At 52.2% G+C, this 16,279-nt stretch carries 12 protein-coding genes and 1 riboswitch; of the genes, 8 read left to right on the top strand and 4 right to left on the bottom strand.

Annotation, left to right across the window (positions count from 1 at the left end):
- Position 1: 1 nt before the first annotated feature.
- On the bottom strand, positions 2–637 hold the full coding sequence (locus ACXAF9_RS16240; protein WP_475075909.1) for a response regulator: 636 nt from the start codon (positions 635–637) through the stop codon (positions 2–4).
- A 396-nt stretch (positions 638–1,033) separates the two neighbouring features.
- Here ACXAF9_RS16240 and ACXAF9_RS16235 point away from each other — a divergent pair, with 396 nt between their 5' ends.
- On the top strand, positions 1,034–3,691 hold the full coding sequence (locus tag ACXAF9_RS16235) for a molybdopterin-dependent oxidoreductase (protein WP_475075906.1): 2,658 nt from the start codon (positions 1,034–1,036) through the stop codon (positions 3,689–3,691).
- 54 nt (positions 3,692–3,745) lie between these two features.
- Here ACXAF9_RS16235 and ACXAF9_RS16230 read toward each other — a convergent pair whose 3' ends face one another.
- From ACXAF9_RS16230 to ACXAF9_RS16220, 3 genes are all read right to left on the bottom strand, one after another.
- Positions 3,746–4,117 (bottom strand): diacylglycerol kinase, encoded by a 372-nt coding sequence (locus ACXAF9_RS16230; RefSeq protein ID WP_475075904.1) that lies wholly within the window; start codon positions 4,115–4,117, stop codon positions 3,746–3,748.
- 98 nt (positions 4,118–4,215) lie between these two features.
- Positions 4,216–5,415, bottom strand: coding sequence for an S-methyl-5-thioribose kinase (gene mtnK, locus ACXAF9_RS16225; protein WP_475075900.1), 1,200 nt, complete (start codon positions 5,413–5,415; stop codon positions 4,216–4,218).
- Positions 5,416–5,546: 131 nt separating this feature from the next.
- Positions 5,547–6,206: a LysE family translocator gene (locus ACXAF9_RS16220; protein WP_475075898.1), complete on the bottom strand. Its 660-nt coding sequence runs from the start codon at positions 6,204–6,206 to the stop codon at positions 5,547–5,549.
- 219 nt (positions 6,207–6,425) lie between these two features.
- Positions 6,426–6,546, top strand: a riboswitch (guanidine-I (ykkC/yxkD leader).
- Positions 6,547–6,637: 91 nt separating this feature from the next.
- Between ACXAF9_RS16220 and ACXAF9_RS16215 the strand changes: the two genes are divergently transcribed.
- From ACXAF9_RS16215 to atzF, 7 genes are all read left to right on the top strand, one after another.
- Positions 6,638–7,678: a putative urea ABC transporter substrate-binding protein gene (locus ACXAF9_RS16215; protein ID WP_475075896.1), complete on the top strand. Its 1,041-nt coding sequence runs from the start codon at positions 6,638–6,640 to the stop codon at positions 7,676–7,678.
- A gap of 43 nt (positions 7,679–7,721) precedes the next feature.
- Positions 7,722–8,540 carry an ABC transporter permease gene (locus tag ACXAF9_RS16210; RefSeq protein WP_475075893.1) on the top strand — a complete coding sequence of 273 codons (819 nt, stop codon included), beginning with the start codon at positions 7,722–7,724 and terminating at the stop codon, positions 8,538–8,540.
- Positions 8,537–9,310, top strand: coding sequence for an ABC transporter ATP-binding protein (locus ACXAF9_RS16205; protein WP_475075890.1), 774 nt, complete (start codon positions 8,537–8,539; stop codon positions 9,308–9,310). The genes ACXAF9_RS16210 and ACXAF9_RS16205 overlap by 4 nt, the downstream gene beginning before the upstream one ends.
- Positions 9,311–9,325: 15 nt before the next feature.
- Positions 9,326–10,054 carry an urea amidolyase associated protein UAAP1 gene (locus ACXAF9_RS16200; RefSeq protein ID WP_475075886.1) on the top strand — a complete coding sequence of 243 codons (729 nt, stop codon included), beginning with the start codon at positions 9,326–9,328 and terminating at the stop codon, positions 10,052–10,054.
- A 10-nt stretch (positions 10,055–10,064) separates the two neighbouring features.
- Complete coding sequence (locus ACXAF9_RS16195) at positions 10,065–10,703, top strand: urea amidolyase associated protein UAAP2 (protein ID WP_475075883.1); 639 nt, start codon at positions 10,065–10,067, stop codon at positions 10,701–10,703.
- Between the two features lie 70 nt (positions 10,704–10,773).
- The gene (gene uca, locus ACXAF9_RS16190) at positions 10,774–14,403 is read left to right on the top strand and encodes an urea carboxylase (protein WP_475075882.1); all 3,630 of its coding nucleotides are present in this window, start codon (positions 10,774–10,776) and stop codon (positions 14,401–14,403) included.
- Positions 14,400–16,244: an allophanate hydrolase gene (gene atzF / locus ACXAF9_RS16185; RefSeq protein WP_475075879.1), complete on the top strand. Its 1,845-nt coding sequence runs from the start codon at positions 14,400–14,402 to the stop codon at positions 16,242–16,244. Before uca ends, atzF begins: the two co-directional genes overlap by 4 nt.
- Positions 16,245–16,279 lie beyond the last annotated feature (35 nt).

Below are 16,279 nucleotides of genomic sequence, written 5' to 3'. Positions count from 1 at the left end.
GTTAGATGATTCCTTGTCGGGTCGCTTCGTAGATGGCCTCAGCTTTGTTGGTAACCGAGAGCTTTTTATAGATATTTTTGACGTGGGCATTCACGGTGTGGAAAGACACCTGCAACATCATGCCAATTTCCTTGGAGGTATAGCCCTTGCTGACCAAGACGAGTATCTCTTGCTCCCGCACACTCAACTGGCTTTCAATGCCTTCCGATTGCGTGGGTGAGCTAAACTCAGCGAGGAGATATCGCGCAATGGACGGGCTGATGGGCGAGCCACCATCGACCATCTGTTTAAGCGCGTTGTTGATCTCGATGAAATCATCGTCTTTCAGAAGATAGCCTGAAGCACCCGCTTTTAACGCTTTGATGACGTGTCCCTCATCACCAAAAATGGTGATCACCACGGCTAAGCCGTCATTGGGGGCATGTTTTTGAATCTTGATCAGATCCACCCCGTTGCCGTCGGGCAAGTCCAAGTCGGTGAGCAGAATATCAGGGGGTTGTTTATGCAGCAGCAGCGAGGCGGCGTTGAAAAAACCAACTGCACCGATCAGGGTAAACATCCCGCCTTCTCGGATGGCCCGTTCTAATCGAGCTCGGGTGGCATCATCATCTTCTACGATTAAGACAGTCTGTTTCATAGGGTCAAATCCGTTTGTTTAACCTTTATAAATAACAACTGTTGATTAAATGCGCAATCACTAAAACAAGGGATACCACCTATGGATAAGACCCTACCGATAAATAGCGCGCACCAAAACCGAGCAAACGCCCCAACTTGGACTCCCTTCCTCTCATTTTAAAAAGGCCGTCTAGCGTAAACAAAGCCTCACAAAAACAGAAGGACAGCATTAAAATCCTTAAATTTCAAATAGTTATGAAAAATAAAACAAACCAACTAAAAACTGGCACACTACCTGCTTTATTTATATCGATACTGAGACTGTAGTCTCTGCTATGAGGAGCAATGGCAATGGCGCCTTTCAGGTTTTAACCTGAGGGCGCTTTTTTTTTGGCTTTTTTTGGGTAAGCGCATCATGACGGCATCGATTGTTAAAACCACTTGTCCTTACTGCGGTGTAGGCTGCGGTGTCGACGCTAAAATCGAGAACGATCAGTTGATTACGGTCAGCGGCAGTACAGACCACCCCGCCAACCAAGGCCGCTTGTGCGTTAAAGGCTCCTCGTTGCATGAAACGGTTGATCACCAAGGCCGTTTACTCCACCCCATGATCAATCACCAACAGGTCAGCTGGGACACCGCCATAGCGCATGTCGCAGATTCCTTCAAAGCCATTATTGATAAGTACGGCCCAGACTCAGTGGCGTTTTATTTGTCGGGCCAAATCCTGACCGAAGATTACTATGTGGCCAATAAGCTGATTAAAGGCTTTATGGGTACCGCCAATGTCGATACCAACTCACGCTTGTGTATGGCCTCGGCGGTGGTGGCACACAAACGGGCCTTTGGTACGGATACCGTGCCGGGCTGCTACGACGATTTAAACCATGCCGATGTGGTCATCTTAACCGGATCTAACCTTGCATGGGCACACCCCATCGTGTATCAGCGCTTGGCCAAAGCCAAAGAGAACAAGCCAAACATGCAGGTCGTGGTCATCGACCCAAGACGCACTGCCACCTGTGACTTGACCGATCTTCATCTACCGCTTCGCCCTGGCAGTGATGCGTATCTGTTTAATGGCCTTGCAGAGCATATCCTATCCACCAATGCACACGACCCTGTGTTTGTGAATGATCACACCAATGGGTTTGAAGCATTTTGTTATTCGGTTAAAGGTCAAACCCTTTCTAAAACAGCGGCCGATTGCGATCTTGATGAGGACGCCCTCGGTGAATTTTACCGGTTATTTACCGAGCGCACCAATGTCGTGACTCTGTTTTCACAGGGCATTAACCAATCTTCATCGGGCGTAGATAAAGGCAACAGCATCATTAACTGCCACTTGCTGACAGGCAAGATCGGCCGAAAAGGGGCTGCCCCTTTTTCCATCACAGGCCAACCCAACGCAATGGGTGGCCGAGAAGTCGGCGGATTGGCTAATCAGTTGGCGGCCCATATGGACTTTAAAAAGCCTGAGCATGTCGAGCGCGTGCAACGCTTTTGGCAGGCCCCCAATATGGCCACAACCGAAGGTTTAAAAGCCGTGGATATGTTTGATGCGATGCTGGATGGGCGCATCAAGGCCGTCTGGATTATGGCCACCAACCCGGTTGTCTCGATGCCAGATGCGGATCGGATTAAAGCAGCTTTAGGTAATTGCGAGTTGGTGGTGGTGTCCGATGCACTGGAACACACCGATACCAGTGCCTTTGCCCATGTAAAACTGCCCGCCACCACTTGGGGCGAGAAGGACGGCACCGTCACAAACTCGGAGCGCTTTATCTCCCGCCAGCGCGGTTACTTAACCCCACCTGGGGAGGCCCGCCACGATTGGCAAGCCCTGTGCGATATTGCCAAACGCATGGGCTTTGAAGAGGCCTTCTCGTACACCAGTAATGCCGATATTTTCCGCGAGCACGCAGCACTATCGGGCTTTGAAAACGATCACGAGCGGGATTTTGATATCAGTGGCTTGGCCGATATTTCTGACGTTGCTTACCACGCGCTCAAACCGATTCAATGGCCTGTTAATCAGGCCTACCCAAACGGCCGTCAGCGTTTTTTTGATGATGGTCTTTTTTTTACACCGAACCGAAAAGCCAATTTAGTGGCGGTTCAACCTCGTTTGCCAGTGCACGCACCTAAGGCCAGCGAGTTGATGCTCAACACCGGCCGTATCCGCGACCAGTGGCACACCATGACGCGTACCGGCAAAGCGGCTCGCTTACTGGAGCACATCAGTTTACCCAGCGTACAAATCCACCCGGACTCAGCCAAGCATCGTTTGATTGAAGATGATCAATTGGTCAGTATTACTCACCAGCAAACCCGATACGTAGCGCGCGCCGAAGTCACCGAAGCGGTGCGTAAAGACTCGGTGTTTGTACCGATGCACTGGACAGATCAATTTGCCAGCCAAGCGCGTGTAAACAGCGTTGTGAAAGCCGAAGTCGACCCGATATCGGGTCAGCCCGAGTTCAAACAAAGCCCGGTGAATGTCAGCGCTCTGCCTGCGATGTGGCAAGGTTTGCTCTTTACCACAGCTGCGTTTAAGCCGGACGAAGACCTTATCTGGTTTAAAACGCCTCTAAGTAAAGGCACGGCGTGGGAGCTGATCAGTGAGGATCGCCTACCCGATCTTGATTGGCTTAAAAACAACTTTCCAGAAGTAGACGAGTGGGTGCATTTAAGCGATACCGAAGGGCGGTATTTGAGTGCCGCGGGCTTTGTGAAGACCCGCCTTGTGGTGCTGCTACTGGGTGAGCCAAACCGCCCTAACTGTGATCGGCATTGGGTTAATGAGCAACTGGGTGAATGCTTTGATGTTTCGACCGACCGCCTTCGCCTGTTAGCGGGCGTACCGGCAGCCCCTGCCAGCCAAACGGGACGCACCGTGTGCTCGTGTTATCAGGTGGGCGAGCAAACCATCATCAACGCCTTGCTGGAGGGCAAATCCGACTCAGCCGAATCACTAGGTGCCACCTTAAAATGCGGTACCAACTGTGGTTCTTGCATACCGGAACTCAAAGCAATTGTAGAAAAGACTCTAACCAGGGATGCTGCCGCCTAAAAGAGCTGCAAAAGCAGCCATTGGCAGTGCTAGAGCGGAAAAATCATGGGGGCATTAGCCACCCATGAGATTTTCGACGATGACCGATCCCCAACAGATCGCCACAATAAAGAGCCCCATCATGACCGTTGCTGATCCTAAATCTTTAGCACGACCGGCCAGCTCGTGAAACTCGACACCCACTCGATCCACCACGGCTTCGATCGCCGAATTAATCAGCTCAAACGCCAAAACCATGAATAAGCTGCCGGCTAGCAAAGCCCACTGCGTTGGGCTTTGCGCCACAAAAAAGGAGGCCGGAAACAGCACAATAAAAGCGTACACCTCATACTCGAATGCAGGCTCATTACGAAACGCCGCTTTTAACCCTTTAATTGAATATTGGGTTGCGTAATAAAAGCGGGCTAAACCTCGGGCTTTAATCATGGTGTCCTATTCCTTAACCAATCAGCGCAGTAATCTAGCGGCTTGGGTAGGGTTTTTCCAGCCGCTAAGATCTAATTCACGCAAATGTCACATCCGGGTTAATATTCCCAATCCTTGGCAAGCGCCACCAAGGCCTCTGGCGATGCAATCTGATCCGCCGTGAGGATCATTTCACGCCCCAACAGCAAGGCCCAACGCTCGGATTTGGCACGTAAGGCTTCATCGTCAATCCGATCCAGATCCGCCACATGCGCAAGACCAATTGTGCGACGGATCATCTCGGTACCGGCAAAAGAGACCGACTCATGCCACACCCGATCTAGAAAATCTTTGGCAAACGCCGCCGACTGGAACGTTGGCTCATCGGTTTTCTCGGATACGCGCTTCAAGAAGCGTGTTTTAAACGTCACCCACAGAGTTTGGATCGACTCATACAGATGCGCTTGGTAATCCGCACGCGCCTTGGCATCGCCTTCAAGGCCAAATTGACCGGCGATGTTTAACAGGTAGTTACCGATCACCGAGCCGACATCAAAAGCCATAGGCCCATAAAAGGCAAACTCCGGGTCAATCACCTTGGTGCTGTCCGCACGAACAAAGACCGAACCTGCGTGAAGGTCCCCGTGCAGCAGCGCTTCAGCACCTGTCATAAAGCGGTACTTTAAGCGGTTGACCTCAAGTTTCAGGGGTTCATCCTGCCATAGGCTTTGCGCCACGGATTTAACGGCTGGGTTGATGCTGTTGCGCTCGTGGTCGCAGTAAGGGTCCCAGAAGAATAAGTCTTCGGTAATTTTACAAAGATCCGGATTGATGTAGTTAGCAACCGCACGCTTTTTCGCCTCGTAATCCAGATAAAAGTCGGAGGTATGGAATAAGGTCTCGGCCAAAAACACACCTAAATGACGAGCCAAATCCGGCAGCGGGTGACGGGCAATCCAAGCATGGCGCAAGTTCTCGTGATCGCCCACGTCTTCCATAATGAAAGCCGACTCATCAGGGTCAAACGCGAACACCTTGGGCACGTATTGTGGTGCCCACGTCCCTTCGGTTTTAAGGACTTCGGCTTCAATGCGAATTCGATCCCGCGAGAGCGGCCAACCATCCCCAATAATGCGAACAAACGGCAAGGCCTGCTTTACGATGACGCTCTCGATGTCGCCTCTAACTCGGTAGATGAAGTTGATGTTACCGTCGCCGATCTCCTCCACGATGAGGGTTTCTGCATCAGAAAACACAGAGGTGTAGGAGCGAACAAAGGCGATGACATCCGCATCGGATTCAAATTTTGGGTACGTCATGATCAAGATCCACGTCGATTACAGGCCGATTATTATCGTTACCGAGCAGCGCCCGATGCCCTACATACGGTTGTTAAGGTGTAGGGCATTATAGAGAAAAACCAGCATCCTTAAAGATCAAATCGTTAGGGTTAATCGTGAACGCGGCTCATCATAAGCTTGACCGCCAACGCCCCAAAGACGGTCGCGGCTAATCGATTTAAGCAACGCTCGTAGATGGGTTTTGAGAAAAGCACTTTCGATAAAGCACTGGCCACATAAGCAAGCACGGTAAAGATCAGTATGGCCGCGATGATAAACAAGGCCGCAAAGATCACAATCTGCACCTCTACCCTACCTACACTAGGGTTCACAAATTGCGGGAGAAACGCCAAAAAGAACAAAGTCACCTTAGGGTTGGTGAGGTTCATCAACACACCGGTACGGTAGTAACGCCAGAGTGATGGCGCTTGCGTGTTCGCGCCTTGTACGTCAGGTTGCGATGCTGATGAAGTGCCGACAGGCGCCGTCCAAGCTTTGTAGGCCAAATACACCAGATAAAGCGCCCCCAAGACTTTTAACACGGTAAACGCTAAAGCCGATGCTTTCAGAAGGGCCGCCACCCCCAGCAAGACCGCAAGCGTGTGACCCAAAAGCCCGGTGCATAAACCGGCAATAATACTAAGGCCGGCACGATGGCCAAACCGCGCCGATTGAAGCAGAACAAACAGGTTATCCGGCCCAGGCGTTAGGGCCAGTAAGATCGCCGTTAAAAAGAAAAATCCATAGTGCGAAAGCGCTAAACCTTCCATTTACCATCCTTTTGGGGTGTGCGTCTAAAAGAGTGCAATGTGCAGAGGTATTGTGCACCGAGTTAGAGCAAGACAGAAGCTACAGAACCAGAACTATATTATCGAACCATACAAAAATTCATATAACCAACTGTTTAATAAGCACTTTATAAAAACAGGACTTATTTTTGCTGTGACAAAAGTGTCCGTACCCTTGCATTACGTGACAAACAATCTGGATAAATAGAGCGCTAGGGTTCCGGTTGATGCTATCAACGTCTGGTCCAAGAGCACTCGACCTTTCGATTCGAACAGGCGTGTTCGAGTACAGGTTACACGGCGGGACAAAAGCCCGGGAGACTCGTTTGGCGTAAGCGCCAGGGGTACTCCATTTACCGACGCAACCTGAACACAGTGGCAGCTTTGCCACCGGAACGAACGAGAGGTTTTTCATGAAACGACTGTGCGCGTTGTCTTTGTCTTTACTGCTCTCCACTTCGGCGATGGCCGCCGATTCCTTCAAAGTTTGCTGGTCGATCTACGTTGGCTGGATGCCATGGGCTTATGGTGCTGAACAAGGCATCGTCAAAAAGTGGGCCGATAAATACGGTATCGAGATCGAAGTGGTTCAGATCAACGATTATGTTGAATCCATCAACCAATACACGGCGGGTCAATTTGATGCCTGCACCATGACCAACATGGATGCCTTGACTATCCCAGCCGCCGGCGGTGTCGATAGCACGGCTCTGATCGTTGGGGACTTCTCTAACGGAAATGACGGTGTGGTTCTAAAAGGGGCTGACTCGCTTGAGGCCATTAAAGGCCAGCAGGTGAATCTGGTTGAGCTGAGCGTTTCACATTACCTGCTCGCACGCGCTTTGGACAGCGTGGGCATGAGCGAAGCGGATGTCACCGTTGTGAACACCTCCGATGCGGATATGGTTGCCGTGTACGGTACGGATGATGTGACCTCGGTGGTGACGTGGAACCCTCTGCTCAGTGAGATCAATTCGATGCCAAACAGCCAAGAGGTGTTTAACTCATCTCAAATCCCGGGCGAAATCATCGACATGATGGTGATCAACACCCAAACGCTGAACGATCATCCCGAACTTGGCAAAGCCTTGGTCGGCGCTTGGTATGAAATCATGGGCCTAATGCAAGGGGATTCAGACACCGCTAATGCGGCCAAAACCTACATGGCCGAAGCGTCAGGTACCGACCTTGCAGGCTACAACGACCAACTGGCCAGCACCGAGATGTTCTACACCCCAACCAGCGCCTTGGAACTCACCAACAGCGATCAGCTAAAAACCACGATGGCGCATGTGGCTGAGTTCTCATTCGATCATGGTTTATTGGGCGATGGCGCACCGGATGCAGGTTTCATTGGTATCGAAACACCGTCCGGTGTGTACGGTAACCCAGACAATATCCAACTGCGATTCAACCCAAGCTTCATGCAAATGGCGGCAGACGGCGCTCTGTAATCGTTAACGCGGCAACTCAGGTTGCCGCTTAGTTGGATCTATCATGAAACGTCTGATTAATTACACACCGTCTCGCGCCAGCGCGGTCTTATTAGCACTGCTGCCCTTTGCGGCTTTGATTGTGCTGTACATGATCGGCTCGGACATGCGCTTGGCCGAAAACGCCAATGACAAGCTGTTACCCAGCTTTACTCAGATGAGCAGCGCCATTGAGCGCATGGCGTTTGAGCCGAGTAAACGCACAGGCGAATACCTCTTTTGGCAAGACACACTGAGCAGCTTAACGCGCTTAGGGTACGGTGTGGCCATTGCGGCCACCCTCGGGCTTGCGATGGGGTTGTTTACCGGTGCACTGCCACTGGTCAGAGCCGGTTTCTCACCTTTATTAACGGTGCTGTCGCTGATCCCGCCACTGGCGCTTTTGCCCATCTTGTTCATCGTCTTTGGACTTGGCGAGCTCTCCAAGGTCGTGTTGATTGCGGTGGGGATCACCCCCTTCATCGCACGAGACATTCAGCGTCGCGCTGAAGAGATCCCCAGCGAGCAGTTGGTCAAAGCCCAAACGCTTGGGGCAAACACCTCGCAAATTCTGGTACGCGTGATGCTGCCACAACTGATGCCTCGTTTATTCGACGCTGTGCGCTTGTCCCTCGGTGCTGGTTGGCTATTTTTGATCGCCGCTGAGGCCATCGCCTCGACCGATGGGTTGGGGTACCGCATCTTTTTGGTCCGTCGTTACCTGTCGATGGATGTGATCATCCCCTATGTGGCTTGGATCACCCTACTCGCCTTTGTGATCGATTATGCCCTCGCACGACTCAGCAAGGCTCTGTTCCCTTGGCATCAAGGAGGTCAATCATGATTCACGCCCGTAATTTATGGAAACGCTTCGGTGATCATACCGTCCTAGAAAACATCAATACGCAGGTGAAGGAAGGCGAATTCATCACCATGGTGGGCGCATCAGGGTGTGGTAAAAGCACCTTCCTGAAAATGCTGCTGGGCACCGAAACGCCAAGCCAGGGTGAGCTGCAACTGGATGATCACCCTATCCCATCAGAACCAGGCCCCGATCGTGGCATTGTGTTCCAGCAATACTCGGTGTTTCCGCACATGAATGTGTTGGCCAACGTAATGGCCACCAAAGGGTTTCAACGACGAGGCGTAACTGGCTACCTGTTCGGGAATGCAAAAGCCCAAGCACGCGACGAAGCCCTAGAGATGCTAGAGCGCGTTGGCCTTCAGCATGCGTTGGATAAATACCCACTTGAGCTATCCGGCGGTATGCGTCAACGCCTCGCCATCGCCCAAACCCTACTTGGAAAACCCAAAATCCTACTGCTGGATGAGCCTTTTGGCGCACTTGACCCTGGCATTCGTTCAGATATGCACGACCTTGTCCTCTCGCTTTGGGAGCAGTACAAGCTGACCGTGTTTATGGTCACGCACGACCTTAAAGAGGGGTTCTACTTAGGTACGCGCTTGTGGGTGTTCGACAAACTTCGGTATGACCCACACGCCCCCAACGCCTATGGGGCCACCATCACCTACGACCTAAACGTGGGTGAGATAGCCAGCTCAACCTATCAACACCTTCAACAGTCCATCAGGCCAACTCCGGTTGCCGCCTAAGTTAAGGAGATTGTGATGTCTGAATCGTCTTTGATCGATCAGATCAACTACACCACCTATTTACCCAGCGGTGCGCACTGGTCGCTGCGCATGCGCAAAGGCACCGTGATGCGTTTGAAAAACGTGTCCAACCACTCAAATGTCGGGATGTTGTTCTACAACCCCGAGAATATGCTGGAGCGCTACAACGCACCCGATACCCTTAAATGCCAGCACACGTTTAAGCTGACCCAAGGCCATTGCCTTTACTCCGATATGGGGCGGATTTTTGCCTCAGTGGTGGAGGATTCTCTTGGGTGGCACGACACCGTATGCGGTAACAGCCATGCAAGTCACATCAAACAATGGGGTCTTCGGGACTACCAACACGACCGCAATGACTGGCTACAAAACGGGCACGATGCTTTTTTGGTCGAGCTGGCCAAATACGGGCTAAGCGCCGCTGACCTTGCCGCCAACATCAACTGGTTTAGCCAAGTCACAACCGATGAACAAGGCAACATGCGCCTTGTTGATCAATCCACTCAAGGGCACGAAGTCACGCTGCGATTCGAGATGGACACCCTCGTGATGTTGCACACCTGCCCTCACCCTTTGGAGCGCGCGAAAGCCTACCCACAGGGCCAAGTCGAAATCGCACTGGGGACAGCCGCACCGGTTCAAGAGGACGACACCTGCAAAAACGCATGCGCCGAAAACCTAAGAGGCTTCCAAAATAACGACCTTTACCACATTGGCCGCTAAGGGGATGAACATGATCAAAGAAAGCCCACTTACCCACGACACCGCCCACGCGGTGCAACACGTCAAAGCCGGTGATTACTACATAGGCCGCATTAAAGCCGGTCAAACTTTTCGTATCACCGACCTTGAAGGCAACCAAGCGGCCGATACCTTGTTTTTTAATGCCAACGACCCGCAAGAGCGTTACAGCGCAACCGATACCGTACGCGAACAAGGCAATGTGTATTTAACCGCCGGGTCGGTTTTACGCTCCAACCTCAATAACCCCTTACTTGAGATCACTGCGGATACCTGTGGCCGTCACGATACCTTAGGCGGAGCCTGCGCCACCGAGAGCAACACCGTGCGCTATGACTTGGAAAAGCGCTGTATGCATGCGTGTCGTGATAGCTGGATGCTCGCGATTGCCGAACACCCCGAATACGGTCTGCACAAACGCGACATCGCCCACAACATTAACTTTTTTATGAATGTCCCCATCACCCCAGAGGGCGGTTTGACCTTTGCCGACGGCATTTCAGCCCCCGGTAAATACGTAGAGCTTACGGCTTTGATGGATGTGATTGTGCTGATCTCCAACTGCCCACAGCTGAACAACCCTTGCAACGGCTACAACCCAACCCCGATAGATGTAGCGATCTGGAACTGACCGATTAATCCCTGTGTGGACGACCTCACAGTGAAAACAGATTCCGGGACGGCCCGGAAACAGGTGCTCCATGTTTACAAAAGTGCTGATCGCCAACCGCGGTGCCATTGCCACTCGGATTATCCGTACTTTAAAAGCGATGCAAATCACATCGGTTGCCGTATACGCCGATTGCGATGTGCAAAGTCTTCATGTTCAACACGCCGATGAAGCCTACAGTTTGGGCGATGGTCCGGCGGCTAACACCTACCTTGATGGCCAAAAGCTGCTCGACATTGCCAAGAAAAGTGGCGCACAAGCGATCCACCCAGGTTATGGTTTTTTAAGTGAAAATGCCCAATTTGTGGAGGCCTGTGAAGCCGCCGGAATCGCCTTTATCGGCCCAACCGCACAGCAGATTCGTCAATTTGGCTTAAAACACGAGGCACGCGCCCTAGCCGAGAAAGCCAATGTGCCACTTTTGCCCGGCACCGATCTGATCACCACTTTAGCCGAGGCGCTTCAGGCCGCCGAACAGATCGGCTACCCCGTCATGCTGAAAACCACCGCAGGCGGTGGCGGAATTGGGATGCAACTGTGTGAATCCTCCGCTGCGTTAACGCGCGCTTTTGATTCGATCAAACGCTTAGGGGCCAATAACTTCTCCGATGATGGCGTCTTTTTAGAGAAATTTATCCAAAACGCACGCCACATCGAAGTTCAGATGTTTGGCGATGGCGAAGGCCAAGCGATCGCCATCGGCGAGCGCGACTGCTCAAGCCAGAGACGCAACCAAAAAGTGGTTGAAGAGTGCCCAGCCCCCCATCTTAAGCCGGAGCTTGCCGAAACACTGCACCACACCGCCGAGCAGCTCTTACAAGCGGCCCATTACCGCAATGCCGGCACCGTCGAGTTTATCTACGACACCGATACCGACCAGTTCTACTTTTTGGAGGTCAACACCCGACTGCAGGTTGAACACGGCGTCACCGAGATGGTGTACAAGGTGGATCTTGTAGAGTGGATGGTACAATTAGCGTCCGGCGAATTACCCAAACTTGCGACCTTGAAAGCCGCCCTATTCCCTCAAGGCCATGCCGTACAGGTGCGTGTTTACGCCGAAGACCCCTATCGAGATTTCCAACCCAGTGCTGATCAACTCACCGCCGTCCACTTCCCAGAGCGTAACGGCATTCGCATTGATCACTGGCTAGAGAGCGGTATTAGCGTCGCACCTTACTTTGACCCGATGCTCGCCAAAGTGATCGCACACGCCGATACCCGTGACGAAGCCTTAGAACGGTTATCCAACGCATTAAGAGACACCACTCTTTACGGCAGTGTCACTAATCAACATTACTTGATTGCCCTCCTTGAGGATGAAGTACTGCGCCAAGGGAAGATCACCACTCGCTACTTAAACACCTTTTCATTTACCCCCTCACGCATCGATGTACTGCAAGGAGGAACCCAAACCACGGTTCAGGATTTATCTGGACGCAGTGGCTATTGGGATGTTGGCGTACCACCCAGTGGTCCGTTCGATCAACGCTCGTTTGCTTTGGCCAACCGACTTCTTGATAACCCAGAGAACGCCGCAGGGCTTGAGATCACCGTGTCGGGGCCACAACTGCTGTTTAGCAAAGACACCGAGGTCGCGCTTACCGGTGCGATGATTGATGCCACCTTGGATGAGCAGCCGTTTCCACAATGGCAATGCGTCACGATTAAAGCCGGTCAAACGCTCAAGCTTGGGCGCATTCAAGGCAAAGGCGCACGAAGCTATTTGGCCATAAAAGACGGCATCCAATGCCCGGATTATTTAGGCTCGCGCTCAACCTTCACACTGGGTCAATTTGGCGGACACAACGGGCGAGCACTTCGCACCGGCGACGTGATTCGATTAGTGGATACACCGAAAGCCGATCTACACAACAAGACCAATCCGCTAACGCTGCAGGCAGCTGAGTTAGCGGCTTTTCAAAGCGCCTGTGAATCCGGCCATTGGGAGATTCGCGTCATCTATGGCCCACACGGTGCGCCGGATTTTTTCACCCAAGAGGACATCGAAACCTTCTTTGATCACACTTGGGAGGTGCACTACAACTCCAGCCGTACCGGTGTACGGTTGATTGGCCCCAAACCCAATTGGGCACGCAAAAACGGCGGAGAGGCCGGTCTTCATCCGTCAAACATTCACGATAATGCGTACGCTTTTGGCACCATCGACTTTACCGGCGACATGCCCGTTATCCTCGGCCCAGACGGCCCCTCACTGGGCGGGTTTGTCTGCCCTGCAACCGTGATCAGTGCAGATCTTTGGAAACTCGGCCAACTCAAAGCCGGTTCCAAAGTGCGGTTCATACCGGTGGCGTTGCAGGATGCGGTAGAGCTTGAAACACATCAATGCAACGCTATTCAGGCTTTGCAGCATCTGGAAAAACAGATCCCGCACGTGGCCATCACCACCCCCGTCATCTCCCAACTACACCAAGAGGATGTGGGCGAAACCGTGGTCTACCGTGCCGCTGGCGATCATTTCTTGTTGGTTGAGTATGGCCCACAGCAGCTCGATATTCGACTGCGTTTTAGAGCTCATGCCCTGATGCAATGGCTTCGCCAACACCCATTGGATGGCATGCGAGAGCTCACGCCCGGTATTCGATCTTTGCAGGTGCATTACGATGCCAAGCAGCTTTCGATTGATACCTTGCTAGCTCACCTTCACAAAGCCGAGCGTACACTCGCGACACAGCTTGAAAACATGAGTGTTCCATCTCGCGTTGTGCATATCCCCCTTTCGTGGGATGACAAAGCCTGCCAGCTTGCGATTGATAAGTATGATCAATCCGTGCGTAAAAACGCCCCGTGGAGTCCAAGTAACCTTGAGTTTATCCGCCGTATCAATGGCCTTGATAGCATCGAGGCGGTTAAGGAGATCGTCTTTGGGGCTTCCTACCTTGTAATGGGCTTAGGGGATGTGTACTTAGGCGCACCGGTAGCCACCCCAATTGACCCTCGCCAGCGTTTAGTGACCACCAAGTACAACCCAGCAAGAACGTGGACAGCTGAAAACTCAGTGGGGATCGGTGGGTCTTACCTGTGTGTTTACGGCATGGAAGGCCCCGGCGGTTATCAGTTTGTGGGCCGCACCTTACAGATGTGGAATCGCTACAAACACACCCGCGAATTTACCCAACCTTGGCTGTTACGCTTCTTTGATCAGATCCGTTTTTACGAAGTCTCACACAAGGAGCTCACCCAGATTCGTCGTGACTTCCCGAATGGGGACTACCCCATCACCATCGAAGAGACGACCTTTAGCCTAAGTGAATATGATGCGTTTGTGGCGCAACATCAAAGCGAAATCGATCAGTTCAAAACCCAGCGAGACCTTGCCTTTGAAGAGGAGCTTGCCCGCTGGCACAAAGACGGTCAGTTCAATTACGAAACCAAAGAAGAGGCAGTCATCACGATCGACACACAATGGCCAGAAGACGCCATGGTGTGTGATTCCCCCGTATCGGGCAGCGTATGGCAAGCCAATGTTCATCAAGGCGATACCGTGCAACAAGGGCAAGAGCTGTTAGTCCTTGAATCCATGAAAATGGAGATCCCTATTTTTGCACCGTGCAGCGGGACAATCACTGAGGTCTTGATCACTTCCGGACAAAAAATCCAAGCAGGCCAAGCTTTAATCATCATGGAGGAATCCGCATGAACACGACTCACGACTTTACACCGCTGCCCGGTGCCGCTCAGCATTCGATGACCATAGCGGACCTACACAAGGATTATCAAAGTGGTGTTCGCACCCCAGACGGGGTTTTCGCCGACATACGCGCTAGAGCTAAGATTGCGGAAGATCACACAATCTTCCTGCACCTACTGACCGAGGAGGAGATCAGCCCTTACCTTGATGCGTTAAAGCAGAAACCGATCGAGACTCATCCACTTTGGGGCGTGCCGTTTGCGATCAAAGACAATATTGATCTGGCCGGTATTCCAACCACAGCAGGGTGCGAACCTTTTACATACAAACCAGATGACTCTGCATGTGTGGTTCAGCAGTTGATTGATGCTGGCGCGATTCCGGTTGGCAAAACCAATCTCGATCAATTTGCCACAGGGCTAAATGGCACCCGCTCCTTTGCTGGCCCTTGCCGAAACAGCTTTAACAAAGATTACGTCAGCGGCGGTTCAAGTTCGGGCTCGGCTGTTGCCGTAGGTCTTGGGTTAGCCACATTCAGTTTGGGGACTGATACCGCAGGCTCTGGACGAGTCCCAGCGTGTTTTAACAACCTAATCGGCGTAAAACCGACCATCGGTTTACTCTCGGCGACCGGCATGGTGGCCGCTTGCAGAACATTGGATTGCATCAGCATTTTTGCCTTTAACAGCGACGATGCCAATGTCGTTTTAAGCGCCGCCGAAGGGTTTGATATACGCGATGGATACAGCCGTAAAAATCCATTTCAAAACCAAGCTCGCCAGTATGGACGACGCCAAGGTGCGCTCACCATCGGTGTTATTCCAAACGATCAGCTCGACTTTTTTGGCAGCACTGAATACCAAGCGGCGTACAACGCCACGTTAGAGACGCTTAAAGCCGACGGTCACACCCTGATCGAGATCGACTACGCTCCATTCGATGAAGCCGCAAAACTGCTTTACGAGGGTCCTTGGGTCAGCGAGCGCTTTATAGCAACAGAACAGATGCTCCAGACCAACCCAGAGTCGGTCTTCCCTGTCGTGCGCACCATTGTCGAGCAAGGCCGCACCCCCAAAGCCACTGAGCTTTTTAAAGCACAGTATCGCTTGAATGACTTAAACCAGCTTTGCAAAGCGCAAATGGAATCACTTGATTGTTTACTCACCCCAACGGCTGGACGACACTTCACCATTGAGGAGGTGCTCGAGGAGCCCATTCTCCGGAACAGCCAGCTCGGCTTTTACACCAACTTTATGAACCTTTTGGATATGGCCTCGGTGGCTGTGCCCACACAGATCACTCATCAAATGCCGTTCGGTGTTACCGTGGTGGGACCTGCGTTCAGCGACCGGCAATTACTGTCCATCGCCAACCGCATTCAGACCTTATTCCTGCTACCACAAGGGGCTACAGGCATTGCTAACCCTACACTTAGCAACCAAGAAGTGGGGGACTTAGACTCAGTGGAACTGCTGGTCTGCGGGGCGCATCTCTCTGGCCAACCACTTAATTGGCAGCTCACCGAACGCGGTGCCACACTACTACAAAGCACCACAACTTCACCCAGCTATCGCCTTTATGCGTTAGCCGGCGGCCCGCCGCTTCGCCCTGCTTTGGTGAACAGCGAAACGCAAGGCCAAGCGATTGATGTCGAGGTGTGGAAAATACCAACGGCTCAATTGGGTAGCTTTGTTGCAGGCATCCCAGCACCACTGGGGATTGGTAAGGTGGAGTTAGCCGATGGACGCTGGGTATCGGGTTTTATCTGTGAACCCGCGGGGTTAAAAGACTCAAAAGAGATAACCCATTTGGGTGGCTGGCGGGCGTATCTCGCCAGTTTGGAAAAGTAAGGTTAAAGCCATTAACCAAAAAGAGCCTCATGATG

The sequence above is a fragment of the Neptunomonas sp. ABH4_499 genome (genome assembly GCF_056160565.1).
Note: the sequence above shows the minus strand (reverse complement) of the source record. Positions and strands in the feature narration are given on the sequence as shown.